We start from the raw sequence: 23,913 nt of genomic DNA, 5'->3' as shown, positions 1-23,913 counted from the left end.
CCTGTGTGTTAGCTTTAAAGCAAACAAACAACCTTAAGCACGCATGCCGAAGCAAAACCTCTCATTTTCACATCACTGGCTACTTAATGCCGTTTACGCATTGAGAAAAGATGCCATTAAAAAGCCATTCCAAATACCGTCGCGCGAGAGCGAAACTACGACTCAAGACAATCAGGCTGCGCACTGTGAATATTGGTTAGAGCACAATACGGCTCTTCAAGACATTAGAAACGCACAGCATCAGGTCGAGAAGTTTGCTAAGTCTATAATTCTTGTATTTGCGGTCTTATTCTTTATTTCGGGAATTGCATTGGTAAACAGTGTTCTTTCAGGCTCGCAAGACGTATTGAATGTTCCGGCGCTGTTGGTCACCACCATTGGCGTGAACACAATCTTATGTGTAGTTTGGCTAGTCAGTTACTTTATGTCCGCGAGTAGAGGCCGAGGACTAGGTGGCTGGCTTATGGCCAAAATACCCTTCCTAGTGAGTAAGTTCGGTAAAAAGTCGCAATTGTTAGCGGGGGTGGGTAGTCAGTATTTATCTACGTTAACGGAACTTAAGCTTGCGAAGCTCACTTTTGCCGTCATTACGCATACCTTATGGAGTGCTTACCTTGTCGGCATTTTACTGGCCATATTCTTTCACATGTTATTTGGCGAATACTGGTTTGTTTGGGAAACCACACTGCTGAACCAACAACAACTACAAACACTACAGCATATCGTGGGAGCTGGAATGTTCTGGTTTCAACATACAGATTTAACGGCGTTAGAAGTAGGTGGTAACCGCATGGAGCACCAGTTTGCCGCGGTTTGGCTGCTCAGCGCGATTATGTTTTATGGGCTGTTGCCTCGGGTTATTGCGCTGTCTTTGGTCTTTGTCGTTCGGAAAATGAAATTATCAGCGAAGTTCCTTTGGAGTTCAGACAAACCAAGTTATGTTTTGTTTAACCAGTATCATCTGCAGAACAGCAGAGTAACCGACTTAGATACTGAGTTAGCTACCCAACATAAAGTTAGCCAGTTTTCAAAAGTAGGCGAGGGCAGTGTTTGTTTTGCTTTAGAAGATAAAGTATCAAGTTTGGCTCCTGATGATATGCAAGACCTCGGGGTGATTAGCTCACGATCTCAACTTCAACAGGTTGCAGATGAACATAATGCTCCTTGGGCGGATGTCTTGGTTTTCATACCTAGCCAGCTTTCTCCTGATCGCGGCAATTTAGCGATTTTGGAAGAAGTCTGCGGTCATGCTAAATCGGTAGAATTTCAACTTGTACCGCAGCAAGAGCATTATGCAGAAGTTTGGCGCAGCTGCATTGAAAACCGCGAATCGCTTGCGGGTTTAAAGGAACAAACTCATGGAATTTAACACCGTGGATATTTGTGTCGTTGGTCATACAAACGCAGGTAAAACGAGTTTGCTGCGAACGCTACTTCGGCAAAAAGACTTTGGTGTTGTGGCCGCTATGCCAAGCACGACAAGAGACGTTGTAGGTACTGAAACTAAGGCACCCAGTGCTAAGACGCTGAAATGGCACGACACTCCGGGCTTGGAAGAAAGTAGAGAATTGTACGATGTCATGCGTAATGGAACACCTGAGGATTTAAAGCATGACGGGCCAGGGCAGGTGAACTATTTTTTACAACAAGAAAAGCTCGTCACACGTTTCTCTCAGGAAAGTAAGGTACTGAAACAGTTAATGCAAAGCCACGCTGCTCTCGTGGTTATCGACACACGTTCATCCGTGTTGGAAAAGCTACTAGACGAACTATCCATTTTAAAACTCAGTGGTATTCCGCTTATACCTGTATTGAATTTCTCAACGATAAAAGATGACGTTAAGCGTTGGGAAGAGGCTTTACGGAAGATGAGTATTCATAACTTTGTCGTCTTCGATACTGTTCGCACGCCTCCGTCGGCTGAAGAGGAATTGTTTGAACAATTGGCAAGTGTGTTACCTAAGTTTAAAGAAGATTTCAAAGCTCACCTTGAATACCGAAGGCAGGCGCAAGTGAGTCGTGTTTCCGAGTCTTTGCTACATGTTGCTGACTTAATCGCTGAAGTAGGAACGTTGTACGAAATCGCTGAAAAAAATAAGCAGTCATCGATTCAAACTGAACTTGAAAAGCAGGTTCAATCTTTCGAATCTAAATATACGCTTAAAATCTTAGACATCTTTGGCTTTACGGCGAGTGACGCACGGCTAGCTGCATTACCCATGATGAAAGGTCACTGGGACGACAATGTATTTGACCCAAGTACATGGAGCAAGTTTGGTAAAAGCGTAGCTGCCACGACAGCAACCGGTGGTGCAGTCGGACTAAGCATAGACGTAATGACGGGCGGCTTAAGCTTAGGTCTGGGTACACTTATTGGTGGTGCGCTAGGTGTAGCGTACGAGAGTGCTGGGGCATTTGGTGAGAGAGTCAAGGCAAAAATAGCTGGAAAACAGCTGTTTACGGTAGATAAAGCCGTTCTGGAAATTATTACAACACGCGCAATGTTGCTAATAAATGCACTGCAGAAGCGTGGATTAGCGGCGCAACAATCCGTAGAGATCGAGTTTGATCAACAGCTGGATCTGTCCCCGCTTAGCGGCAGTTATCGTACATTAAAGCGCAACTTGAACTGGTCAAAGGAAGACCTTGAGTTGCGGTTAGTGCGTGATAAATACAATGCTTGGCGAACTAAGTTTCAAGAAAGCTTGCACACTGTAATGAAAGAAATGTGAACTAGACATGACGTCTATTTGAATTTCATAAAACTGTAATATATTGTTAAGGAGTTGTTACTATTTAAACGGTTGTTGTTTAAACCGCTATCTAACTAACTACAAGGACGTAATATGCGAGATATAATTTTAGCCTTACCCAAAGGTGTGAATAGCTCTGGCGTTGTGGCGCAGTTAACAGAGCACCGTTGGAATATTCTATGTGTGGCTTCCTGCCGACAGCAATTGCTCGACGCGCTTAAAACAGCGCCTAAAGCTGTTGTCATTTTAAGTGAGCGATTCGAAAACGCTACGTTACATAGCTTAATGAGAACAATTTATCGCCTACATCCTAGAGCGAATCTTATTTTGTGGACGTTTTCTTTAGCCTCTGCGTTAGACTTCAAATATCGCCACCCCGCAATTGTCGGTTATTACTACCGAACGGTAGAAACTCAGGAGCTATTGCGCGGCTGCCAAATTGTGGCGCTAGGGCAACGTTTTGCCTCACCGTATTTAACCAAAGCTTTTAAGCGTTACCGAAACTACAAAGACGACTCACAAATATACGCAGGCTTAAGCATTCGTGAAATTCAAATCTTTCAAATGATTACCGGGGGTATTACAGTCGCAGAAATAGCGGAACGTCTCGTGATTTCTCGGAAAACGGTCAATACATTCCGTTATCGATTATTTGAGAAGCTTAATTTAAAAAGCGACGTTCAATTAGCGCACTTAGCCATAAAACAGGGGCTAATTGAGCCCCAATATTAACCGCATAAAACCACGACACTCTTTCTTGCTTTTGGTAAGCTATAGCTCAGTTTTAACAAAGATTGAGTGTCGCTTTTCATGTCAGAGAACTTTGATTCTCAAAAGTTTCTTGCCTCTTTAACGCATCAACCGGGCGTGTACCGGATGTATGATGCCAACCAAGAAGTAATTTATGTAGGTAAGGCAAAAAGTCTGAAGAAAAGGGTGTCTAGCTATTTTAGAAAGCAGGTCGATTCTGTTAAAACCCAAGCATTAGTGAAGAATATATGCGCCATGGACGTTACGGTTACAAACACCGAGTCTGAAGCGCTTATTCTCGAGAATAGTTTTATTAAGAAATATCGCCCGAAGTACAACGTGTTACTACGTGACGATAAGTCTTATCCCTATATTTTTGTTTCAGCTCACCAGCATCCTCGTATTGCATTTCATCGTGGTGCGCGAAGAGAAAAGGGCGACTACTTTGGCCCGTTTCCTAATGGCCATGCGGTTAGAGAAAGCTTAAAACTGATTCAAAAAATTTTCCCGGTGCGCCAATGTGACGATAGTTACTACCGCGCGCGCAGCAGACCGTGCCTGCAGCATCAGTTAAAACGATGCTTAGCACCCTGTGTAAATATTTGTACTGATGACGAATATCAAGAGCAAGTGAACTTAGCGCGTATGTTCTTACGGGGTAAGAACCAAGAGGTTATCGACGAGCTGGTGAAGTCTATGGAAGGTGCCAGTGAAGAACTTAACTTTGAGAAAGCGGCGAGCCTTCGTGATCAAATAATTGCGCTCCGTGCTGTGCAAGAAAAGAACGCTGTGAGTGGTGGCCAAAGCGAACTCGACGTTATAGGGGTTTGGCGTGAAAGTGGAACTACTTGTATCCATTTGCTGTTCATTCGTGGTAACGGTGTGCAAGGAAGTCGCAGTTACTTCCCGAAAGTGCCTGCAAACACGCCGCTAGACGAAGTACTCGAGTCATTTGTTCTACAGTTCTATTTGAACCAGCAGCAGGGTAGAACCGCACCTAGTGAAGTGGTCATCGACTTACCAAAGGAAAATGCGAAAGCACTTTCACAACAATTGAGCGAAGCGTTACAGCAAAAGGTTGTGTTTAGCACCCAAAGCAGAGGTGACAGAGCGCAATACGCCGCTTTAGCGAACAAGAACGCCATGAATGCGGTACAAAGTAAGCTAGGCGAAGCCTCGGTTATGCAAACGCGCGTAGAGGCCTTACAGAAGCTTGTGGGCGACAAAGCTGATGTGCAGCGAATGGAGTGCTTCGACATATCCCATACCATGGGGGAGGAAACGGTTGCGTCTTGTGTCGTGTTTAATCGTGAAGGCCCAGCCAAGTCTGACTACCGACGATACAACATTAAAGACATAACGCCCGGCGACGATTATGCTGCCATGTTGCAAGTGCTCACGCGCCGCTACCGTAATGCCATTGAACAAGAGAACGTGCCCGATATTGTATTCATAGACGGCGGTAAAGGGCAGTTAACTCAGGCTGAAACATACTTTGAAGAATGGCCAAAACCGCCCTTGCTGATTGGTATAGCAAAGGGCGAGAGCCGTAAACCTGGGTTGGAAACCTTAATATTTGGATTTAGCCGGGAAACACATCATTTGCCGGCAGACCATCCTGCGCTGCATTTAATCCAATATATTCGAGACGAGTCTCACCGCTTTGCGATTACAGGACACCGACAACGCCGCGCTAAGGTGAAGAAAACCTCGCGTTTAGAAGAGATTCCTGCGGTAGGCCCTAAACGCAGACAAAATTTATTGAAATATCTTGGTGGCATTCAGCAAGTGAAAAACGCTAGTATAGAGCAGTTAGCAAAGGTACCAGGCATTAGCAGGGAACTAGCTGAAACCATTTATTACGCATTGCGCGACGAATAAACGAATTGTTTCGCAAACGATTACTACAGGACAAGACATTCATGCAGTGGAACGTGCCAAATATACTGACAAGCTTCCGAATTGTACTTATACCCGTATTTCTTGCGGTCTTTTATATGCCAATTCCGTATGCCACGTTTTGGGCAGCGGTTATTTTTGTATTAGCGGCGATTACTGACGGGCTAGACGGCTATATTGCACGTAAACTTGATCAACACACGCAGTTTGGCGCTTTTCTTGATCCTGTCGCCGACAAAATTATGGTTGCTGCGGCGCTTGTCGTCGTGGTTGAGTATCACAACTCCCTGTGGGTCACGATACCGTCTTTGATTATTATTAGCCGCGAACTTGCTATTTCAGCACTACGCGAGTGGATGGCTGAAATAGGGAAGCGCGACATAGTTGCGGTGTCTTCTTTGGGTAAAATTAAAACGACAGCTCAAATGATTGCGTTAACCGCTTTGTTGTGGGACGCGCCGCTCGTGTTGTGGGATGTACAAATTATTAAATTTATTGGCGTTGTGGCGTTATATGTAGCCGCTATCTTTACGTTTTGGTCTATGGTTCAATACATGGTTCAGGCGTGGAAAGCCCTTACTGGCGCCAAATAAAGGTTAAATTATATACCTTTGAGCCAATTTTTAGCCAAACAGTCACAAAATCGCAATTTATAGTTGACTGATTCTATTCCGTAGGTAGAATGGCACCGCGTTTGGCACTCGCCAACGCAGAAACTGAAAATGTTGCGAGTATAGCTCAGCTGGTAGAGCGCAACCTTGCCAAGGTTGAGGTCACGAGTTCGAACCTCGTTACTCGCTCCAACATTTCAAGTCTGGCGGGTTGGCAGAATGGCTATGCAGCGGATTGCAAATCCGTGGATCTCGGTTCGACTCCGGGACCCGCCTCCAGACTTAAAAAATTGTGTTTGCCCGGGTGGTGGAATTGGTAGACACAAGGGATTTAAAATCCCTCGCTGGTAACAGCGTGCCGGTTCAAGTCCGGCCCCGGGCACCATTTACTTGAAAGTCTAAATCTCTACGAAGCTCCTGATTTCTTCTTGCGTCAGTCACTATCGTTATCGTCGTCTGTACCAATCATCTCGATTTTTGTTTCTCCCAAAGACACCCAGTTGTTAGAGCCAACTTCAAATGATACTTCATGTTCAAACAAGCTCATTTCTATTTGCAGGGTGGGTTGAGTCAGTTCTACCGTTTCTTCCCAATCCTCCTCGAATTTAAGCCTACATTGCTCTAAGTACTTCATCGTGGCTTCCGGGGTAACGGTTATTTGTAGTTGTTGTGGCGTTGTTTTATTTCTCTAGATTATTAAGCTCTTAAATACGTTAACAGAGGCCTGCGACAGAGAGTGTCACAGGTCTCCTCATAAAAGATGCTTAATTAAAGGGCGGGTGGTTGATCAAGTTAATTTGCTAATTGACCAACCAGATATTTGAAGTGATTAGCTCTCTGGAAAAACGAATTCAACATCTAGATGTTTTTGGCTATAAGATTTGCTTTCAATAGACCACCTTTAGTAAATAACTTAGCGGAGAATTTAGGATTCCTTCTAGCTTTGTACGCATCTAGGATTTTTTTCAAACCACCAGCTTCTAATAGGGATATGTTGACTTCAGTATCCATTTCCGCTGCTTCCACAAAATCCTGAGAGAAAGATGGAGCCACAATAAGCACCTGAGCAACCCTTTTGCCTAAGCTTTCACACCGGTTAACATATGCTTTAACTTGTCTCGATGTTGTTGAGTACTTAGCAAAATCGCCATTTTTGCAGGTTTTAGCCTCTCCAATTATTACGTCGTCCTCGCTAAGTGAAATAATTATGTCTGCTTTATCTTTCGCTGTATTTATACTTCGTCTTACATCTTCATCGATGTCTAAACCGAGTTGTTCAAAGATACTTTTAGTAACCTCCTCAAATTTCAAACCGATTTCTGACTCGGTAATACTAATATTTTGTTCTCGAAGGAGGTTCACATCTCGTTGTGCCAAAGCTTCATAATTGTCGATGAGCTTGTCATTCGCGTTTGCAAACGCTTCTAAAATATTCTGACGCAGATTGCCTCGTTTTTTCGCTCCCATACTTTCGATAATAGTTTTCACTTCATCGTTAGTTAACATATACAAGATATCATGAGGAGTAATGCTTAGAGCTCTTAATGTTTCAACGTCAATTTCTTGATTGTCTTCAACTTCAAAATTACTTCTAACAAGTTTAGGAAGATCTTTGAAGTGTGTTTCTAGTTGTGCGTACATTTCTTTGTATCCAGACGCACTCAGAGCGCTAAACTCTCGATCTGTTGAATTGTTAAGAGAGTCAACTATCAATTGAATTCGATCGTCCAAAGTTGTTCCTATTTTGTCTAAATCGATATTCAGATCTTCGATTAGTGTTTTAAGTCTTTCTTTTTTATTGGTTAAATTACTGTCATCGCCATGTAAGTCTTCCGATAATATTTGCTTTAGAGAAACTCCCATTCCGAGTATGTTATCTATCTTATCTTTACGCTCTACACCTCGAATTTTGCGGTCATGGGCCTTAAGTATGTTAGAAAGTTCTGGGTCTGAAAACGTCCTGAGAATGCGTTGGAAGTGTTTTGTAGATACGTCTTTGCCTTGAATGTTATTGAGAATTTGTACTAATTCATCGGGAACGAAGACTATTTGAGTTTTTCTACTGAGAAAAAGTATGCCAAGCTCACGAAGATTATTAAGTGCATCTTGAACACCATTTTTTGGGATTGGGTTTATTAGATGTTCTATTGCAGCCTGTTCATCGCTCCCGATATCGAGCTTTTTGGCTAATAAATTCAAGATGCCGCGTTCATCATCTGTTATTTTTGCGTCGCGATTATTTCGCTGATCGTTTAAGTAGGCTTCTCTAACACAAGAGTAATAGATGTCATATTCTTTAACTCGTGGGTCTATGTCAGAGGTTTGGTCAATACTTTTTAATGACGTTCCCAATTCTTTGGCGTGCTTGTTGATGAGCTTCCACTCTCTATCATATAAGGTTTCTATCCATGAAAGTCTTGCTATGCAGTTTCCATCTCTACTGAGAATGTTTGTTAACAGCGTTGCTTGAGTTCCAAGAAGGGCTAATTGCTCTTTTATTTCTCTCTCAAAATTAGACGAGACAAGATTAAAGAGTTGTGTAATTTCGACACTCGACGCGTTCTTAATTTGCCCATCGATCTTGTTAACGCGACTGGCCAATGCCTTATCATCAGCCATCACATCAGTGCACATTCTGTCAATTACATTAATAAATTTAGATTTTTCTACCTGATTGACTAACCCTAAAATTCCGCCAAGCTTCATAACAACTCCATGTTTACTATTAATTGATAATAAACTTACCGTATAGAAGCATCTTATAATGGTCAATAGGTTAAATAATAAACAAATGACTAGGCAGAGGCAGACTTATTTAACCTTTCTCCCTCTATGCTCCAACCATTGCATGACAGCAACCATGCTGAACTCTCGTTCGTCTTCTTTTCGTATAATTGCGGCTAATGGCTGTTCCATTGGTATTTGTGTGCATTCTTGATTGTTCTGTAGCTGATAAACGTGAGGAACAAGCACGCACTGGTTTTGTTGTGCGGCAATAGCTTGTGCCATTTGTGTAGTTTGTGCCACGTTCTGTTTGCCTGTGGTTACTCCTGTGCTGCGATATAGGCCGGTGGGTAGAGTTTGGTGGCTTATATGTACCAACTCGTTATCGGTATCGCTTTCCGTGTCGTCTGTTGCTGCATGGTTATGCTGTACTAGGTTGAATTGACCATTTTGGATAGTGGTGCAGATTAAGCTTTTTAAGCTGCTTTGTCCGAACGCTAGGATTACGTCAACTTCGTTGTGTAACAGTTTTTGTGCGAAGAACTCTTCGTTTTGTCTGTCCATGTATTCAGGCACCTGTGCAAAAGCAAGGGTAATGTGGGGAAACAGCTGCTGAAACTCCGGAAGTAGGGGCGCTAACCAGTGGGTGTAAAGTTCGTGGCTTATACCTACGGTAATTTGCCGCTCGGACTGTTCGCCTTCTCGCATAGCATGTGTGACAATACGCTCTAGTTGTCTGAATATACGGCTAAGCTCTGGTGCTAAGGCTTCACCTGATGGCGTTAGGGCATGAACTTTATTGTCTCGATGAATAAGTTTCACACCCACTTGCTCTTCTAGAGTGGTGAGTTGTCGGCTTACTGCCGATTGCGTTACGCCTAATATCGCGGCGGCGCGCTTTAGGCTTTTAGTGCGAGAAACGGTTTCAAATACGCGTAGGGCGTTCAGTGACGGAAAGTTCTTTTTCATGCTTAACCTTTATTTTGACCTGAAACCATATTTTATAAAAAGTGATTCTAGGTTTACTTTTTGTAAAGTTAATACTAGGTTCGTTTTTGCATAAAAACAAGTATAAAACTTAGCACAGTAGAGATAATTAATGTTTTGGGAATCGCCTTATTTTCAAGAGTTTTTAACGATTGCGGTACTTCACTTTCTTGCGGTAGCAAGCCCTGGACCAGACTTCGCTGTGGTGTCGCGCTATGCAGTTCGCTACGGTGCGGGAATTGGATTTTGGGTAAGCTTAGGCGTAGGACTTGGCATTTTAGTTCACGTCACTTATTCAATTCTGGGATTGTCTTTAATTATTCATGAAACTCCGTGGTTATATAAACTGCTGAATGTAGCGGCGGCAGGTTATTTCTTGTGGCTTGCTTATCATTTACTGCAGTCGAAACCTGAGCCAGTTGCAGCACAGGACAGCGCCCAGCCACAAATACCTACCCAAACGATTAAGCGCCGCAAGGCATTATGGACTGGGTTTTTAACCAATGGCTTGAATGTAAAAGCCACAATGTTTTTCTTAGCTTTATTTACTTCGGTGATTGCTGTGACCACACCTACACAGGTAAAAGTGGGTTACGGAATGTATTTAGCGTTAGCGACTTTCGCATGGTTTGCCTTGCTTTCAGTATTACTTGGGCGAACACGGTTAAGGTTCTGGCTATTAAAACATGGTTATTGGTTCGACCGTTTGATGGGGCTATTGCTTGGGTTATTAGGTCTTAAGTTTTTGTTCGAGCTTTGGGTGTAAGCAAAGAATTGTTGTAAATTCGACACCGAAAAACCTTAATTCGCTGTTATAATCTAGCCGTAATTTAGAATTGGGATAGCACATGCAGTTATTTGTGAATGATCTTACCGTAATGGACTTCTCTTATTTATGTGAGGAGCGCGGTATTGTTGGTGAAAGTTGGATTGTTGATATCGTTTTGGACGGCTCTTTGAACGACCAGTCTATGGTGTTAGATTTTGGGCGCGTGAAAAAGCAAATCAAACGTATTGTCGATGACGCACTCGACCACAAACTACTTGTGCCAGCTGCCAATAATAAGGTTGAAGTAACGGCAGATCAGAATTCCGAGCATTACTGGGTAGACTTCAAAAGAGAACAGGGCAGTATTCATTTGTATTGCCCACCCGACGCGTTCGCGTTTGTAGACGACGAAACCATAACGAAAGAGTCTGCTATTGATTATTTACGTGCTGTGATTAAAAAAGAGCTGCCCAACAACGTTGAAGCCATTTCTCTCAATCTCCGTGATGAGGATATCTCTGGTGTGTTTTACCACTACACCCATGGATTAAAGAAGCATGACGGCAATTGCCAGAGAATAGCCCACGGACATCGCTCTACGATTCAAATTTTTGTAGACGGTATGCGTTCTCCGCGGCTTGAGCATGAGTGGGCCAAACGTTGGGAAGACATTTACGTAGGTTCGCAAGAAGATGTGGTTTCTCCGGAGCAAATGCAATTGTCTGAAACCGCAAAAAAACAGGTTTCTGATGTACACGTTTGTTATAGCTACATTGCAGAGCAAGGTAAATTTGAACTTGTTGTACCTACTAAGCACAATGAAATTATTCCAACAGACTCTACTGTAGAGTGCATTGCTGAGTATATTGCTAAAGAATTGAAATCACAGGATCCCAATGCCGACATTAAGGTAGTTGCATTTGAAGGCGTGGGCAAAGGAGCTATAGGTTATGCGTAAATTGCTTATTGCGTTGTCTTTATTGAGCTGCACATGGGTAAGTACAAGTGCTTTAGCGGAAGTGCCAGAGCCGTCTTTGCGGGGTGAGTTTACTCAGGGTGGGATAATTGTAGGGAAAACCACGGAAGGGGCTCAGGTAACCCTAGACGGAGAGCCTTTGAAAGTAAGCAGAAATGGCGACTTTGTGTTTGGCTTTGGCCGCGACGTAACCGGCTCAGCAACGCTTTCTGTAACTTACGCGAATGGAGACAGTTGGGAAGAAACTTTCTCGATTAGCGAGCGCGAGTTCGATATTCAACGCATCGATGGATTGCCTTCTCGTGTCGTCACGCCAGATCCAGAAGTTGTCGCTGAAATTCGCCAAAACAGTGCTGAAGTATGGGAAGCAAGACAACCTAGAACTGACTTTACCTATTTTGCCAGTAACTTTATTTGGCCAGCAGAAGGACCCATTTCAGGCGTTTACGGCAGTCAGCGCGTGCTCAATGGTGAACCACGAACTCCGCATTATGGTGTTGATGTTGCTGCGCCTACTGGTACGCCTGTAGTTGCACCGGCTAATGGTGTTGTAACTTTAGCGCATAAAACCATGGTGCTTTCCGGTGGAACTTTAATTATTGACCATGGACATGGTGTTTTCTCTTCGTTCTTGCACTTAAACGACATTCATGTGGAAGTCGGTGACTACGTTGAGCAAGGCGCGCAAGTAGGTGAAATAGGGGAAACGGGCCGCGCGACTGGCCCGCATCTAGATTGGCGAATTAACTGGGGCAATGAGCGTTTAGACCCTGAGTTTCTTGTGCCTGCACGCCGTTAATCCACTAAAGTTATAGTTTTTTCCAAGGAAGGGCTGACTCGAGCGCACACGACAATACATAAGTGTCTTGTGGCGGTGCTTCCCATTCAACCTCTGCATTGAGCAACGTGTGATCGCGAAAATAATGAATGCGCGTGCTCTGTCCTGGGCTAAATCTTTGTAACGCTAATTGCCATTGCTTCGCTGTGGCTTTCAGTCCATCTATGGCAATCACTACGTCTTTCGCGCTGACCCCAGCTTTGGCTGCCGGACTGTCTTCTAATACTCTAACCACTTCTAACCCCGCAGAAGTTTCTTTTAGCGCCGCACCAAAATAGGTTGTTGCACTATCCATCTCAGCAGTAGGTAGCAGTGTTAGCGGGTGACTAGCTACTTGCGAAACCTGAACGCCATGCTTTTCGAGTAACTCTTGAATTGGCGGTGTTGTTGGTTGAGTGACCAACAATTTAATTTCATCCGCTAGCTCCCTCGAGCCAAGCTCTGCAATAGCGTTGAGGATCTTGTCGAAAGTGGTTCCTTTCGCCGTTCTACCGTGCTGTTCCCATAAGTTTTGCAGGAGTTGATCAATGGAAAATCCTATTTCCATGAGCTTCAAGTCGAGGTAGCACGCAAGAACAGCGCCTTTAGCATAGTAACTGCTAATGGCATTCGGGGCGTTTTCATTCTGCTGATAAAACGTCGTCCAAGCCATTAAGCTGGACTCTTCAAGTGACTGACGAGTATGGCCGACGCCTTTTAATCCACGGCTTAGGGTTTTCGCTAATAGCTTTAAGTATTGATTTACGTCGATAACGCCAGAACGGTACAGCATTAAATCGTCGAAATAAGAGGTAACGCCCTCAAACCACCATAACTCGTTTGTGTAGCTCTCTGAATCAAGCTGGTAAGGAATAAAGCTTTCTGGCTTCAAGCGTTTAATATTCCAGTTATGAAAGTATTCGTGGCTACAAAGGCTTAGAAAATCTAAATAGCTTTCTTTGGGAGTATCTTTATTGCCACACTCTAGAGTTTCGCGAGGGCACATTAATGCGGTGCTACTACGGTGCTCTAAGCCACCAAAGCCATTTTCAGTAACAATGGTAAGAAAGTCATAACGACTGAAGTCTGGGCTTTCTCCCCACAATTTATGTTGTGCGCTGCATATCGTTGTTAAGTCTTTGGCTAATGCTTCTTGATTGGCGTAATGTTTACCCACTAAAACCAGCCTGTGTGGGATATCATTCACTTGAAAAGGAATCTTGGTAAGCTCGCCAAACAACATAGGGTGGTCAATTAACGCGTCATAATTTTCAGCTTCGAATAAACCGAAACCTCGGTGATCAACATTAACCGTTGGTAAAGTTGTAGCAACCTCCCAGCTACCGAGTCGGCTACTTGCAGGCGTTGTTACCTCTAGTGAAACATTCTCGTTTGACTGCCCCAGAACTTCCATACACAGGCTGGTGCCGTTAGCAAAACCGTAGGTAAAGTCTAAATAGGCTGCCCGAATAGAAGCGTCGAAGGCATATACAAGATACGTAACCTCTATTGGATCTGCACATGGTTCGATTAGCCAGGTACTTTTATCGGAGCGTGTGTAGCCGAGCGTCTTTGTGTCGCTATTCGCCTCAAAGGTGACTATGTTTTTCGCGAAGTCTCGTATCATATAGCTTCCTGGAATCCATGCAGGCAAGCGAAGTGCTTGGCCCGATGGGTTAGGGCGGTTGATACGCAGGGTAACCTTAAAATAATGATGCTCAGGTGAGGCTAATTCAACTTTATAATGTATAGGTGTTGCAGTCATACGTGTCACTTTAGAAGGCTCGAGTGAGTAAGTTTATAGAGTAAGCAGGTTACCACAGACCATTTACCGATAGCAGCTGCGACAGAATGTTCTGCTGGCTAGATTAATGGTCTAGGTGAGAACGGAATTATCCGTTAAAATTGTTAAAAAATTGTTTTAGGTAAGTATTGTGAATTGGCGAGCGCTTTTAGAGCAAAGAAATAAAATGTTTTGGGCACTGCAAATAGCCGGGTGGTCTGGTTTTGCAGTGGTGCAATACATTGGCTCTTTAGTGCAAGAAATGCGTAGCATTTTCGTAGTTATCATTCTTCTCGGTGCTTATGCTGGGTTCTTGTTAACTATTCCTCTGCGTTACGTTTACCAACGTATTTGGAACTCGTCACCTATTATTCTTATCGCGGTTGTTCTTGTCGGCTCCTATGCTGCGGCTGCGTTGTGGGCGGTTATAGATAACGCCACGCACTGGGAAATCTATAAGTTTGGTTACCGCCCGAGAAACTGGCTGTTTTATTTCCAGCACTCGGTAGCCAAGTTCTACATTATTCTGTGCTGGAGCGGTTTATACTTCGTGATTAAGTACTACCAGCTTCTGCAAGACGAAAAACAAAAAGCGTTAACTGCAACGTCGATGGCGCACCAGTCGCAACTAAAAATGTTGCGGTACCAGTTAAATCCACATTTCCTATTTAACACGCTAAACGCTATTTCTACTCTTATTTTGGTCAATGAGAATAAATCGGCTAACCAAATGGTGTCGAAACTCAGTGAGTTTCTGCGGTTTTCATTGGATAACGAACCGATTAAACGCATTACGTTAGACAAAGAAATAGACGCTTTAATGCTGTATTTAGACATTGAGAAAGCACGGTTTACTGACCGCCTTAACGTACAACTCGATATCACCGAAGAAGCTAGAAAAGGTTTAGTGCCGAGCCTTTTACTACAGCCGCTCATTGAAAACTCGATTAAATATGCTGTGGCTAAGCTTGAAGACGGCGGAAACATTGATATCTCGGCTTACGTAGAGGCGGGCATGTTGAACATAAAGATCGAAGACAATGGACCAGAACCATTTTCTGCAGCAGATCAAAAACGTAAAAAGCGTGAAGGCGTAGGTTTAAAAAACACAGAAGAGCGCTTGCGAGCCTTGTATGGAAAACAATACTCATTTACTCTTGAGGCTAATCAACCGTCGGGTTGTATTGTGACAATTTCAATACCATGGCAGCCAACTGAGAAAGCATGAGTAAAACAATCAGAGCAGTGATTGTCGATGATGAAACATTGGCAAGAAGAGGTCTGCAAGTTCGCTTAAACGAATTCGCCAATATAGATGTTGTAGCAGAAGCTAGCAGCGGAAAAGAAGCTGTGGCTAAGGTAGAAGAGCTACATCCAGACTTGGTATTTCTCGATATTCAGATGCCCGGTTGGAACGGCTTTGATGTATTGAAACAAATCAAAGAGCGCGAACTTCCGATGCCCAAGGTTGTTTTCGTAACGGCGTATGACCAATACGCTATCAAAGCTTTCGAAGTCAGAGCACTTGACTACCTACTCAAACCTGTCGATGAAGATCGGTTAATGGCTACCTTGGCGCGAATTCAAGACAGTTTCGACACTGAAGCCTCACAAGTAGAATTGAAAGGTGAGCAGCAGTCTAAGTTACTGCAGCTGGTTTCAGAAATTACCGGTGAAGACTGCGAAGATATTTTGCAAAAGTTAGCTGAAGGGCAACCTCTGCTAAACGATGACTACCCTGAACACATCGCCATTAAAGACAGCGGCGAAATTACTCGCGTAGCAGTGAATTCCATAGCTTGGATTGATGCCGCAGGTGACTATATGTGTATTCATGCCGGTAGTGACACCCACATACTGCGCAAAACCATGAAAGAGCTCGAGCAAGAGCTAAATCCTAAGCTTTTTCAACGTATTCACCGCTCTGCAATTGTGAATGTCGATCAGGTTGAGAAGCTATGTAGCCGACAAAACGGTGAATATCATGTTGTGTTGTCAAACGGTAAAGAATTGAAAGTAAGTAGGTCTTATAAGGACCGAATTAAACAGCTGGTGTTAGGAAACTAACAACACCTGTTCATGATGAAAAACCGATAAAGTTGAGTTTAGCGGTAGCAAACCGACGAAAGAGTTAACGAAATAGGTGTGACCATGGCGAAACGACTCTTTATTGTGGTGTTTTCTTGTTTACTTATCGCAAGCTGTTCACAGCGTTTCGCTATACCGTTTTTAGATACGCTTATTTTGTGGAAAGTTGAGAGCTACGTTGACTTAGAACCTTCTCAAAAGGATACGGTTAAACAAGAAATCGATAACTTCCTTTATCACCTCGCTACACATGATACTGCGCCGCTACTTGAAGAAATAGCTCACACCCGAACCGCACACAGTCAAAATAATATTGACCGAGAATGGATGTTGCAGCAATCGCAACGCATAGAACTGCGTTTAAGGCACATTCGTGTAGTTATTTTCCCTACTTTAAATCGAATTTTACCCACGCTTTCTGATGAGCAAGTTGAAGCATTAATAGCTTCATTACAAGAAGAGTTAGACGAAGAAAAAGGCGAATGGCAGGAACGCGGTGAACAGGAGAATATAATAGAACGTAGTGACCGATTTGAAGAAGCCGCAGAAAAGTTTATCGGTCCGCTTACGCGCTCTCAACAGCGCATCGTGCGCCGCTTAATGGCAACGTCGCCGAACTTTGAAGAACAGTGGTTTCGTTATCAACAAGACTGGATAGACGCTTTTGAGAGTGCACTGATTGTACGCCACTCAGAAGATTTTTCGAGCCAATTAGAGGTGTTGGTGACCAATCCGGAGTCACTGCAACCCGAGTCATTGCAAGCTTTAGTCGACCAGAGCAGGGCACAAGGAATTGCGACTTCTATGGATATTCGTACTGAGATGACCGAACGACAAACGTCTTTTTTCAATCGCCAACTTACGAAGTGGGAAGAGCAGCTTCACCACTTCGTAGAGGTTTATGGCGAGTAATGGAGTTAAACCATAAGTATCTTCGTGGTATTGCTTGCTCCTACCGTTTCCATAATATCGCCATGAGTCACAATGACGTAATCACCAGGTTGGATGTAACCCATGCTTTGTACAATCTCTATAGCTCTTCTTAGCACTTCATGGGTAGGTGCCTGGGTCGAGTCGTAAAAGACCGGATAGACACCTCTATGTAATGCCGAACGAGCAAGCGTTCTAGGATGTCTTGAAAGGGCAAAAATAGGTAACGTCGTGTCTACTCTAGACATTAAGCGTGCGGTTTGCCCAGACTCTGTAAGTGCAATTATCGCTTTTACACCAGACAAATTATTTGCTGTATACATTGCAGCCATGGCGTTCGCTTCGGAAACAGAAACAATTTCGTCGACGTTGGCTCTGCGCATTGGTTTCTGCTGCGGATATTCTTCAGCGCCTAAACAAATAGAGCTCATTGCCGCGACAGTTTCTACTGGGAAGCTACCCGCAGCTGTTTCTGCCGAAAGCATAACTGCGTCGGTTCCGTCTAACACCGCGTTTGCCACATCCATTACCTCGGCACGAGTCGGCATAGAAGCGTCTATCATCGACTCCATCATCTGTGTTGCGGTAATGACAGCTTTTTGAAGTTCACGGGCGCGCTCGATAATACGTTTTTGCTTACCGACGAGTTGGGCGTCACCAATCTCCACTCCAAGGTCGCCGCGCGCAACCATGACAGCGTCTGAAGCAATAATGATGTCGTCAAGTGCTTCGTCGGTAGCTACAGTCTCGGCACGTTCTATTTTGGCACAGATAGCGCCGTCGCAACCTGCTTCGCGAAGTAACTGCCTGGCCTGGTGAAGATCGCTACTACTGCGAGGGAAAGAAACAGCTAAATAATCAACTTCAATTTCTGCAGCTGTTTTAATGTCGCGTAAATCTTTGTCGGTTAACGCGTTGGCACTCAAACCGCCGCCCATGCGGTTGATACCTTTATTATTGGATAGCTTACCGCCAATGATTACTTTGGTCGTTACCGCAGTTTCTGAAACTTGCGTAGCTTCTAAACGAAGTCTGCCATCGTCCAGTAATAACGTGTCGCCAACGGAAATGTCTTTCGGAAGATCTGGATAATCCAAACCAACTACGTTTTGATCGCCTTGATCGACGGGGTGATTACTGTCTAAAACGAATGTATCACCTTCGTTCAATACGACTTTACCTTCGGCAAAACGCGAAATTCGAATTTTTGGGCCTTGTAGATCTCCAAGAATACCAATGTACACGCCTAGTTCTTTTGCTATCGCTCGGGCAGACTCGGCACGTTTCAAATGGTCTTCCTTTTCTCCATGAGAGAAATTTAATCGCATCACGTTCGCACCAGCGGCGATAAGCTTACGCAAAACCTCTGGTTTGTCGGTAGCAGGACCTAGTGTTGTAACGATTTTAGTACGACGAAGTGCCATGTGATTCCTCATTAAGCTCTGATTAGAACTATTTTGCGTATAGCTATAAGTTTAACATACTAAAATATACTCGATGACAGGTTTATGAAGGTAAATCTATGACAAACCATAATAAAACGAATGAAGAGTGGCGTAAGATTCTGCAGCCCGAACAGTTCAAAGTTCTCCGTGAGAAGGGCACCGAAAGGCCTTTTACAGGCGAGTTGCTCAATGAAAGCCGCAAAGGAGCCTATCATTGTGCAGGCTGTGACAGTCACTTGTTCGATAGTGATACGAAGTTTGATGCGGGTTGCGGTTGGCCCAGCTTTTACGCGGAAGCCGCGGGTAACAATATTGAATACGTAGAAGACTATAGCCATGGCATGACGCGCACAGAAATTGTGTGTAAGCATTGTGGTGGGCATTTAGGCCACGTTTTTCCAGACGGACCCGAGCCTACGGGGCAACGATATTGCGTGAACTCGTTGTCATTGACCTTTAAACCCAAGTGATAAAACTTATAAAAACAACTTTCATCGGCTTCTTGCTAGCCGAAAGCACCGTTTTTAAGTACAATACTCGGCGATTTTTCCGCCGGTAGTATTCACTGCCGAAATATTTGATTACTGATTGAAAAGGTTTTCTTATGTCTGACGTTCAGAGCGATCGCACATTACATAGCTGGGAAGAGCGCCAAGAGTTTGCTGAGCTTATGCAACCGCTTATTGGCCGCTTATACCGTACCAAAGGTGTAGAAACACTAGTTTACGGCCGCAGCTTAATCGAAGGTTCTACAATCGATATTATTAAAGCGCATCGTTTAGTGCGTCAGCACGAAGGTGAAAAGCTTCGCTTGAGAGAGAGCTTCCCATTTTTAGAAGCTATGGCGAAAATGGATATCAGCAGCGCACGTATTGACTTAGGTAAGTTAGCGTACGGTTATATTCATAAAGGTGAGCGCCAAGGCGAAGAGTCTGTTGAAGCTTATTTAGAACGTAAACTAGACTCAGCTGTCGGCCGTGCTGACAGCCAAGAACCTCAAGACGTTGTACTTTACGGTTTTGGTCGTATCGGACGTTTGCTTGCGCGCTTGTTGATTGAGCGTAATGGACGGAACAACAAATTGCGCTTGCGTGCAATTGTAGTACGTGGTGGCCGTGAAGGTGACCTAGAAAAGCGTGCTAGCTTGCTGCGCCGTGACTCTGTTCATGGTCCATTCAATGGCTCTATCACGGTAGATCACGAAGCTAAAGCGATTAAAGCGAATGGTACGCACATTCAGGTGATTTACGCGAATAGCCCAGATGAAGTGGATTACACGGCTTACGGTATTAACAACGCAATTATTGTTGATAACACAGGTATCTGGAAAGACGAAGATGGCCTAGGCTTACACTTGAAGTCTAAGGGCACGAGCAAAGTACTTCTCACTGCGCCAGCGAAAGGCAGCATCAAAAATATTGTGCATGGTGTTAACCACGACGACATTCTTCCTGAAGACAAGATTTTGTCTGCAGCAAGCTGTACCACTAACGCAATTACTCCAGTGTTGAAAGCGATGAATGACCGTTTTGGTATTAAAAATGGTCATGTGGAAACAGTTCATGCATACACTAACGATCAAAACTTGATCGATAATTACCATAAAGCAGACCGCCGTGGTCGTTCTGCTCCATTGAACATGGTTCTTACTGAAACAGGTGCCGCTAAAGCAGTAGCTAAAGCGCTTCCAGAGCTTGCGGGTAAGCTAACAGGTAACGCAATTCGAGTTCCTACGCCTAATGTCTCAATGGCAATAATGAACTTAAATATGAACGAAGCTTCAACTAAAGAAGGTGTAAATGACTTCCTTCGTGAAGCAGCTTTGTTCTCTGATTTGCAAAACCAAATCGACTACACAGCTTCTACTGAAATTGTGTCTTCTGATTTAGTGGGTAGCCGCTATGCAGGTATTGTTGATAGCCAAGCAACTATCGTAGACGGTGACCGTGCTGTGCTTTACGTATGGTACGACAACGAGTTTGGTTATAGCTGCCAGGTACTTCGTTGTGTTCAAGACATGGCAGGCTTGGTCGTTCCTTCATTACCAGCGTAAGCATTATTCATTCGTATGAATATTTTTGAGGCGCCCTCGGGCGCCTTTATTTTTCAAGGAGTATCGCATGTACATCAGCTCTAGTTTCGACAGCGGAAACATTGAAGTTGTAGACGATTCAGCAATCGACAATATTCGTTTAAATATTCGCAAAGATCATCAATCAGACTTTTATCAATGGTTTCACTTCAAGCTCCACTCTAAGGCTTGGGAAGCACACCGTATGGTCATTGAGAATGCTTCTTCTGCAGCGTATCCCGATGGTTGGGAAGGGTATCAAGCTCTCGCCAGTTACGATCGCGAATATTGGTTCCGTGTTCCTACGTCATACGACGGTAAAGCATTAACAATTGAGTTCACTCCAGAACAAGAAACCACGTATTTTGCTTATTTCGTTCCATTTAGTTGGGAGCGCCACCTAGATTTGCTGCAATGGTCACAACAGTCTGCATGGGTTGAGCAAGTTCATCTAGGCACGACTATAGACAACCGCGACATGACGATGCTGGTTGTGGGTGAGCCGACGCCGGAGAAAAAGAAAATTTGGGTTACTGCGCGTCAGCATCCGGGCGAGTCTATGGCTGAATGGTTCGTAGAAGGGATGTTAGAGCATTTGCTAGACGACGAAGAGCCGATTAGCAGAAATATTTTAGACAAAGCGGTGTTCTACGTGGTTCCGAACATGAACCCAGACGGCAGTGTAAGAGGACACTTAAGAACTAATGCCGTGGGTACTAACCTTAACCGTGAATGGGCAACGCCTTCATTAGAGAAAAGCCCTGAAGTTTTCCATGTACTAAACAAAATGAAAGAAGTAGGCGTGGATATGTATTTGGACGTTCACGGCGACGAAGCGATACCTCATAACTTCGTAGCGGGCTGTGAAGGTATTCCGTCGTACGATGAGCGCCACGCTTCATTGGAAGAGTTGTTTAAAGCTGCTTTTGCTGCCGCGACACCTGAATTCCAAGATGAAGTCGGTTATGACAAAGACGCGCCGGGTGAAGCTAATATGACTGTAGCTTGTGCAGCGGTTGGCGAGTTATTTAAATGCTTGTCCTATACTATTGAAATGCCATTTAAGGACAACGATGGCGTACCTAACCTGCATACGGGTTGGAACGACATTCGCTCGAAACAATTTGGCCGTGACGCATTAAAAGCGGTTTACGACGTAGTAGATGTACTCCGCTAAAAATAGTGTTAGCTAGATAAAAGAAAAGCGCTTGCAAAGATACTTCGCAAGCGCTTTTTTTATGCGTGAAAAAACTAAGAGTCAGAGCTTTCCTGTCTTTGTTTTTCAATACGCTTTTCCCAAAACTCGGCGTTATTAATGCCTAGTTTTTTCGGATCAAAAGTAATTGGACCGCCAGCTTTTAGCTGGTCTTCGTAATCTCTTAGACACATCATTGCAGGCTTAGCTACAAAGAAAATAGCCAAAATACCTACGATGTTAATCCATGCCATTAGACCTACGCCAACATCACCTAAATTCCAGATGTAACCCGAACTGTTTACCGTACCGTAAGCCACCATAGCCATAATGACGACCTTAACTAAAAATAGTGGAGATTCGCCTTTAAAGTATTTTGCGAGGTAGGCTACGTTGGTTTCAGCGATGTAGTAATAAGCAAGAATAGTTGTGAACGCGAAGAAGAAAATCGCGATACTTACAAATGCTTCACCAAAACCGCCAAATACGTTTTCCAAGGCCAACTGCGTAAACGCTGGAGACGCTACTTCAGTGGTTGGATCTACGTTTTGAACAATCATTGTGCCTGCGCCGGTTAGCGCGTTGAAGTCTTCAGTTTGAATGTTGTACTGCATAGTAATTAGAATCATCAATGCAGTAGCTGTACATACAAATAGCGTATCCACGTACACCGAGAATGCTTGTACTAAGCCTTGTTGAGCAGGGTGGTCTACTTCAGCCGCTGAAGATGCGTGAGGACCAGTACCTTGCCCTGCTTCATTAGAGTAGATACCACGCTTCACCCCCCAGCCAATTGCTGCACCGAAGCCTGCTTGTGCAGTAAATGCGTCTGATACGATGTGACCTAAAATGCCAGGCACTAGGTTTAGGTTTAGGAACACAATGACAAGCGCCATAATGATATACGCTAGTGCCATAAACGGAACAACAAGCTGTGTGAAGCTTGCGATACGTTTAATACCACCAAAAATGATGAACCCTAAAACAATAAGAATGATTGCAAGTGAGATAAGCTTAGTTCGAGCAACTTCGCCGAACGCTGTTTCCACCATATTGCCATCGCCAAATACATGGGTAACCGCGTTACCTACCGCATTTGCTTGTACGCCCGGTAAGAAGATACCGCAGGCAATAATTGCTGAAATAGCGAATAAGATACCTAACCATTTTTGACCTAGTGCTTTTTCGAAGTAATAAGCAGGGCCGCCGCGGTATTGGCCGTCTTCTTCAACTTTGTAAATTTGGCCTAAGGTTGATTCGGCGTATGCTGTGCTGGCTCCCAAAAAGGCTACAACCCACATCCAGAATACAGCGCCTGGTCCACCGAATCCGATGGCTGCTGCAACACCTGCAATATTACCGACACCTACACGGCCAGAAAGGGTTACTGCGAGTGCTTGGAAAGAAGATATACCTTGCTTAGAGCTATTGGCACTGAAAAGAATTTTGATCATTTCTTTGAAGTGCCGAACCTGCGCAAAACGCGTTAAAATTGAATAAAACAGACCTGCGCCGAGGCACAAGAAAATAAGTGCTGGGCTCCAGACAACTCCATTGATAAAGCTGACGATAGATTCCATGAATTTCCCCCGAAGGATTGATTTTGTTGTTTTGTAGGCAATAACTTTGCCATATATAGTTTAAAAGCTCTACGCATTATTGTGTTGTTGCACGCGTTAACTGGCATAAATTCTATGTTTAAATGGTGCTTTTAATGGATGATCCATAGCTGTTGGACTGGTATCATGCGACTTATATGGAGAAGTTAGGGTAAAGTTGAATGGCCATTATTAAGTGCCCCGGATGTAGCAAGAAAACATCGGATAAAGCTGCAACTTGTGCTTCATGCGGTTTTCCCATTGGAGAGCACGACGCCGATTCGTTGGCAAGAAAACAGGTTTTTCAACGTAACGAACGGTTAAATAAGCTTGTAAGCTATCAAATGCTAGCCATGTTGTTTTTTATTGCTGGTATTGCAGGCGTTGCTATAGAGTGGCAACAGACGGGCTGGCAACAACACATGCGTATTATCTCTCTCGTAGTAGGTAGCGCCGCGTTGGCATGTTACCTGTTAGTTAGAGGTCGCATATTTTGGATAAAGCGCGGTAATTAAAA

The 23,913-nt window shown here is 44.0% G+C and carries 21 protein-coding genes and 3 tRNA genes; 18 read left to right on the top strand and 6 right to left on the bottom strand.

Annotated features, from left to right (window positions below; translation table 11 throughout):
* Positions 1–43: 43 nt before the first annotated feature.
* From EYQ95_RS03300 to EYQ95_RS03265, 8 genes are all read left to right on the top strand, one after another.
* On the top strand, positions 44–1,369 hold the full coding sequence (locus tag EYQ95_RS03300; RefSeq protein WP_111914126.1) for a DUF2868 domain-containing protein: 1,326 nt from the start codon (positions 44–46) through the stop codon (positions 1,367–1,369).
* Positions 1,359–2,732 (top strand): DUF3482 domain-containing protein, encoded by a 1,374-nt coding sequence (locus tag EYQ95_RS03295; protein ID WP_111914127.1) that lies wholly within the window; start codon positions 1,359–1,361, stop codon positions 2,730–2,732. Before EYQ95_RS03300 ends, EYQ95_RS03295 begins: the two co-directional genes overlap by 11 nt.
* A gap of 114 nt (positions 2,733–2,846) precedes the next feature.
* Positions 2,847–3,485: a LuxR C-terminal-related transcriptional regulator gene (locus EYQ95_RS03290; protein ID WP_111914128.1), complete on the top strand. Its 639-nt coding sequence runs from the start codon at positions 2,847–2,849 to the stop codon at positions 3,483–3,485.
* A 78-nt stretch (positions 3,486–3,563) separates the two neighbouring features.
* Positions 3,564–5,384: an excinuclease ABC subunit UvrC gene (gene uvrC, locus EYQ95_RS03285; protein WP_111914129.1), complete on the top strand. Its 1,821-nt coding sequence runs from the start codon at positions 3,564–3,566 to the stop codon at positions 5,382–5,384.
* 41 nt (positions 5,385–5,425) lie between these two features.
* A complete protein-coding gene (gene pgsA, locus EYQ95_RS03280) occupies positions 5,426–5,995 on the top strand; it encodes a CDP-diacylglycerol--glycerol-3-phosphate 3-phosphatidyltransferase (protein WP_111914130.1) in 570 nt (189 codons plus the stop codon).
* A 134-nt stretch (positions 5,996–6,129) separates the two neighbouring features.
* A tRNA-Gly gene (locus EYQ95_RS03275) sits at positions 6,130–6,205 on the top strand.
* Positions 6,206–6,218: 13 nt separating this feature from the next.
* Positions 6,219–6,292 (top strand) — tRNA-Cys (locus EYQ95_RS03270).
* Between the two features lie 19 nt (positions 6,293–6,311).
* Positions 6,312–6,398 (top strand) — tRNA-Leu (locus EYQ95_RS03265).
* A gap of 48 nt (positions 6,399–6,446) precedes the next feature.
* Here EYQ95_RS03265 and EYQ95_RS03260 read toward each other — a convergent pair.
* From EYQ95_RS03260 to EYQ95_RS03250, 3 genes are all read right to left on the bottom strand, one after another.
* Positions 6,447–6,647 carry a hypothetical protein gene (locus tag EYQ95_RS03260; protein WP_111914131.1) on the bottom strand — a complete coding sequence of 67 codons (201 nt, stop codon included), beginning with the start codon at positions 6,645–6,647 and terminating at the stop codon, positions 6,447–6,449.
* Between the two features lie 224 nt (positions 6,648–6,871).
* Positions 6,872–8,719, bottom strand: coding sequence for a hypothetical protein (locus EYQ95_RS03255; RefSeq protein WP_111914132.1), 1,848 nt, complete (start codon positions 8,717–8,719; stop codon positions 6,872–6,874).
* 105 nt (positions 8,720–8,824) lie between these two features.
* Entirely contained in the window at positions 8,825–9,706 is an 882-nt protein-coding gene (locus tag EYQ95_RS03250; RefSeq protein WP_111914133.1) for a LysR family transcriptional regulator, read from the bottom strand.
* A 130-nt stretch (positions 9,707–9,836) separates the two neighbouring features.
* Here EYQ95_RS03250 and EYQ95_RS03245 point away from each other — a divergent pair, with 130 nt between their 5' ends.
* The 3 genes from EYQ95_RS03245 (at position 9,837) to EYQ95_RS03235 (ending at position 12,268) form a co-directional block, all read left to right on the top strand.
* Positions 9,837–10,490: a LysE family translocator gene (locus EYQ95_RS03245; RefSeq protein ID WP_111914134.1), complete on the top strand. Its 654-nt coding sequence runs from the start codon at positions 9,837–9,839 to the stop codon at positions 10,488–10,490.
* 82 nt (positions 10,491–10,572) lie between these two features.
* Complete coding sequence (locus EYQ95_RS03240; RefSeq protein ID WP_111914135.1) at positions 10,573–11,451, top strand: 6-carboxytetrahydropterin synthase; 879 nt, start codon at positions 10,573–10,575, stop codon at positions 11,449–11,451.
* Positions 11,444–12,268, top strand: a complete 825-nt coding sequence (locus tag EYQ95_RS03235; protein ID WP_111914136.1) for a M23 family metallopeptidase — start codon at positions 11,444–11,446, stop codon at positions 12,266–12,268. Before EYQ95_RS03240 ends, EYQ95_RS03235 begins: the two co-directional genes overlap by 8 nt.
* 10 nt (positions 12,269–12,278) lie before the next feature.
* Here the strand turns inward: EYQ95_RS03235 and EYQ95_RS03230 are convergent, their stop codons facing one another.
* Positions 12,279–14,051: a M61 family metallopeptidase gene (locus EYQ95_RS03230; protein ID WP_111914137.1), complete on the bottom strand. Its 1,773-nt coding sequence runs from the start codon at positions 14,049–14,051 to the stop codon at positions 12,279–12,281.
* Between the two features lie 169 nt (positions 14,052–14,220).
* Between EYQ95_RS03230 and EYQ95_RS03225 the strand changes: the two genes are divergently transcribed.
* From EYQ95_RS03225 to EYQ95_RS03215, 3 genes are all read left to right on the top strand, one after another.
* The gene (locus EYQ95_RS03225; RefSeq protein WP_207801073.1) at positions 14,221–15,297 is read left to right on the top strand and encodes a sensor histidine kinase; all 1,077 of its coding nucleotides are present in this window, start codon (positions 14,221–14,223) and stop codon (positions 15,295–15,297) included.
* On the top strand, positions 15,294–16,136 hold the full coding sequence (locus EYQ95_RS03220) for a LytTR family DNA-binding domain-containing protein (protein WP_111914138.1): 843 nt from the start codon (positions 15,294–15,296) through the stop codon (positions 16,134–16,136). Before EYQ95_RS03225 ends, EYQ95_RS03220 begins: the two co-directional genes overlap by 4 nt.
* A gap of 84 nt (positions 16,137–16,220) precedes the next feature.
* On the top strand, positions 16,221–17,069 hold the full coding sequence (locus EYQ95_RS03215; RefSeq protein ID WP_111914139.1) for a DUF6279 family lipoprotein: 849 nt from the start codon (positions 16,221–16,223) through the stop codon (positions 17,067–17,069).
* A 5-nt stretch (positions 17,070–17,074) separates the two neighbouring features.
* On the opposite strand, the gene pyk is transcribed toward EYQ95_RS03215, so the two are convergent.
* Positions 17,075–18,511, bottom strand: coding sequence for a pyruvate kinase (gene pyk, locus EYQ95_RS03210; protein WP_207916207.1), 1,437 nt, complete (start codon positions 18,509–18,511; stop codon positions 17,075–17,077).
* A gap of 98 nt (positions 18,512–18,609) precedes the next feature.
* Between pyk and msrB the strand changes: the two genes are divergently transcribed.
* The 3 genes from msrB to EYQ95_RS03195 all read left to right on the top strand — a co-directional run bounded on the left by msrB (position 18,610) and on the right by EYQ95_RS03195 (position 21,780).
* Positions 18,610–19,002 carry a peptide-methionine (R)-S-oxide reductase MsrB gene (gene msrB, locus EYQ95_RS03205; RefSeq protein WP_111914141.1) on the top strand — a complete coding sequence of 131 codons (393 nt, stop codon included), beginning with the start codon at positions 18,610–18,612 and terminating at the stop codon, positions 19,000–19,002.
* Between the two features lie 134 nt (positions 19,003–19,136).
* Positions 19,137–20,585, top strand: a complete 1,449-nt coding sequence (locus EYQ95_RS03200; RefSeq protein WP_111914142.1) for a glyceraldehyde-3-phosphate dehydrogenase — start codon at positions 19,137–19,139, stop codon at positions 20,583–20,585.
* A gap of 67 nt (positions 20,586–20,652) precedes the next feature.
* On the top strand, positions 20,653–21,780 hold the full coding sequence (locus tag EYQ95_RS03195; protein WP_111914143.1) for a M14-type cytosolic carboxypeptidase: 1,128 nt from the start codon (positions 20,653–20,655) through the stop codon (positions 21,778–21,780).
* A 74-nt stretch (positions 21,781–21,854) separates the two neighbouring features.
* Here the strand turns inward: EYQ95_RS03195 and EYQ95_RS03190 are convergent, their stop codons facing one another.
* Positions 21,855–23,378 (bottom strand): sodium:alanine symporter family protein, encoded by a 1,524-nt coding sequence (locus EYQ95_RS03190; protein ID WP_111914144.1) that lies wholly within the window; start codon positions 23,376–23,378, stop codon positions 21,855–21,857.
* A gap of 200 nt (positions 23,379–23,578) precedes the next feature.
* Here EYQ95_RS03190 and EYQ95_RS03185 point away from each other — a divergent pair, with 200 nt between their 5' ends.
* Complete coding sequence (locus EYQ95_RS03185) at positions 23,579–23,911, top strand: hypothetical protein (RefSeq protein ID WP_111914145.1); 333 nt, start codon at positions 23,579–23,581, stop codon at positions 23,909–23,911.
* The last annotated feature ends 2 nt before the right edge of the window (positions 23,912–23,913 follow it).

The sequence above is a fragment of the Lysobacter sp. N42 genome, from assembly GCF_004344885.1.
Note: the sequence above shows the minus strand (reverse complement) of the source record. Positions and strands in the feature narration are given on the sequence as shown.

What these genes read in the sequence shown, in the direction of transcription:
- EYQ95_RS03240 (WP_111914135.1), top strand. Translation starts at nt 10,573, where the DNA reads ATGCAGTTATTTGTGAATGATCTTACCGTAATGGACTTCTCTTATTTA.
- EYQ95_RS03260 (WP_111914131.1), bottom strand. Translation starts at nt 6,647, where the DNA reads ATGAAGTACTTAGAGCAATGTAGGCTTAAATTCGAGGAGGATTGGGAA.
- EYQ95_RS03195 (WP_111914143.1), top strand. Translation starts at nt 20,653, where the DNA reads ATGTACATCAGCTCTAGTTTCGACAGCGGAAACATTGAAGTTGTAGAC.
- EYQ95_RS03220 (WP_111914138.1), top strand. Translation starts at nt 15,294, where the DNA reads ATGAGTAAAACAATCAGAGCAGTGATTGTCGATGATGAAACATTGGCA.
- EYQ95_RS03215 (WP_111914139.1), top strand. Translation starts at nt 16,221, where the DNA reads ATGGCGAAACGACTCTTTATTGTGGTGTTTTCTTGTTTACTTATCGCA.
- EYQ95_RS03185 (WP_111914145.1), top strand. Translation starts at nt 23,579, where the DNA reads ATGGCCATTATTAAGTGCCCCGGATGTAGCAAGAAAACATCGGATAAA.
- EYQ95_RS03295 (WP_111914127.1), top strand. Translation starts at nt 1,359, where the DNA reads ATGGAATTTAACACCGTGGATATTTGTGTCGTTGGTCATACAAACGCA.
- EYQ95_RS03190 (WP_111914144.1), bottom strand. Translation starts at nt 23,378, where the DNA reads ATGGAATCTATCGTCAGCTTTATCAATGGAGTTGTCTGGAGCCCAGCA.
- uvrC (WP_111914129.1), top strand. Translation starts at nt 3,564, where the DNA reads ATGTCAGAGAACTTTGATTCTCAAAAGTTTCTTGCCTCTTTAACGCAT.
- EYQ95_RS03300 (WP_111914126.1), top strand. Translation starts at nt 44, where the DNA reads ATGCCGAAGCAAAACCTCTCATTTTCACATCACTGGCTACTTAATGCC.
- EYQ95_RS03230 (WP_111914137.1), bottom strand. Translation starts at nt 14,051, where the DNA reads ATGACTGCAACACCTATACATTATAAAGTTGAATTAGCCTCACCTGAG.
- EYQ95_RS03200 (WP_111914142.1), top strand. Translation starts at nt 19,137, where the DNA reads ATGTCTGACGTTCAGAGCGATCGCACATTACATAGCTGGGAAGAGCGC.
- EYQ95_RS03245 (WP_111914134.1), top strand. Translation starts at nt 9,837, where the DNA reads ATGTTTTGGGAATCGCCTTATTTTCAAGAGTTTTTAACGATTGCGGTA.
- msrB (WP_111914141.1), top strand. Translation starts at nt 18,610, where the DNA reads ATGACAAACCATAATAAAACGAATGAAGAGTGGCGTAAGATTCTGCAG.
- EYQ95_RS03255 (WP_111914132.1), bottom strand. Translation starts at nt 8,719, where the DNA reads ATGAAGCTTGGCGGAATTTTAGGGTTAGTCAATCAGGTAGAAAAATCT.
- pgsA (WP_111914130.1), top strand. Translation starts at nt 5,426, where the DNA reads ATGCAGTGGAACGTGCCAAATATACTGACAAGCTTCCGAATTGTACTT.
- EYQ95_RS03235 (WP_111914136.1), top strand. Translation starts at nt 11,444, where the DNA reads ATGCGTAAATTGCTTATTGCGTTGTCTTTATTGAGCTGCACATGGGTA.
- EYQ95_RS03250 (WP_111914133.1), bottom strand. Translation starts at nt 9,706, where the DNA reads ATGAAAAAGAACTTTCCGTCACTGAACGCCCTACGCGTATTTGAAACC.
- EYQ95_RS03290 (WP_111914128.1), top strand. Translation starts at nt 2,847, where the DNA reads ATGCGAGATATAATTTTAGCCTTACCCAAAGGTGTGAATAGCTCTGGC.
- pyk (WP_207916207.1), bottom strand. Translation starts at nt 18,511, where the DNA reads ATGGCACTTCGTCGTACTAAAATCGTTACAACACTAGGTCCTGCTACC.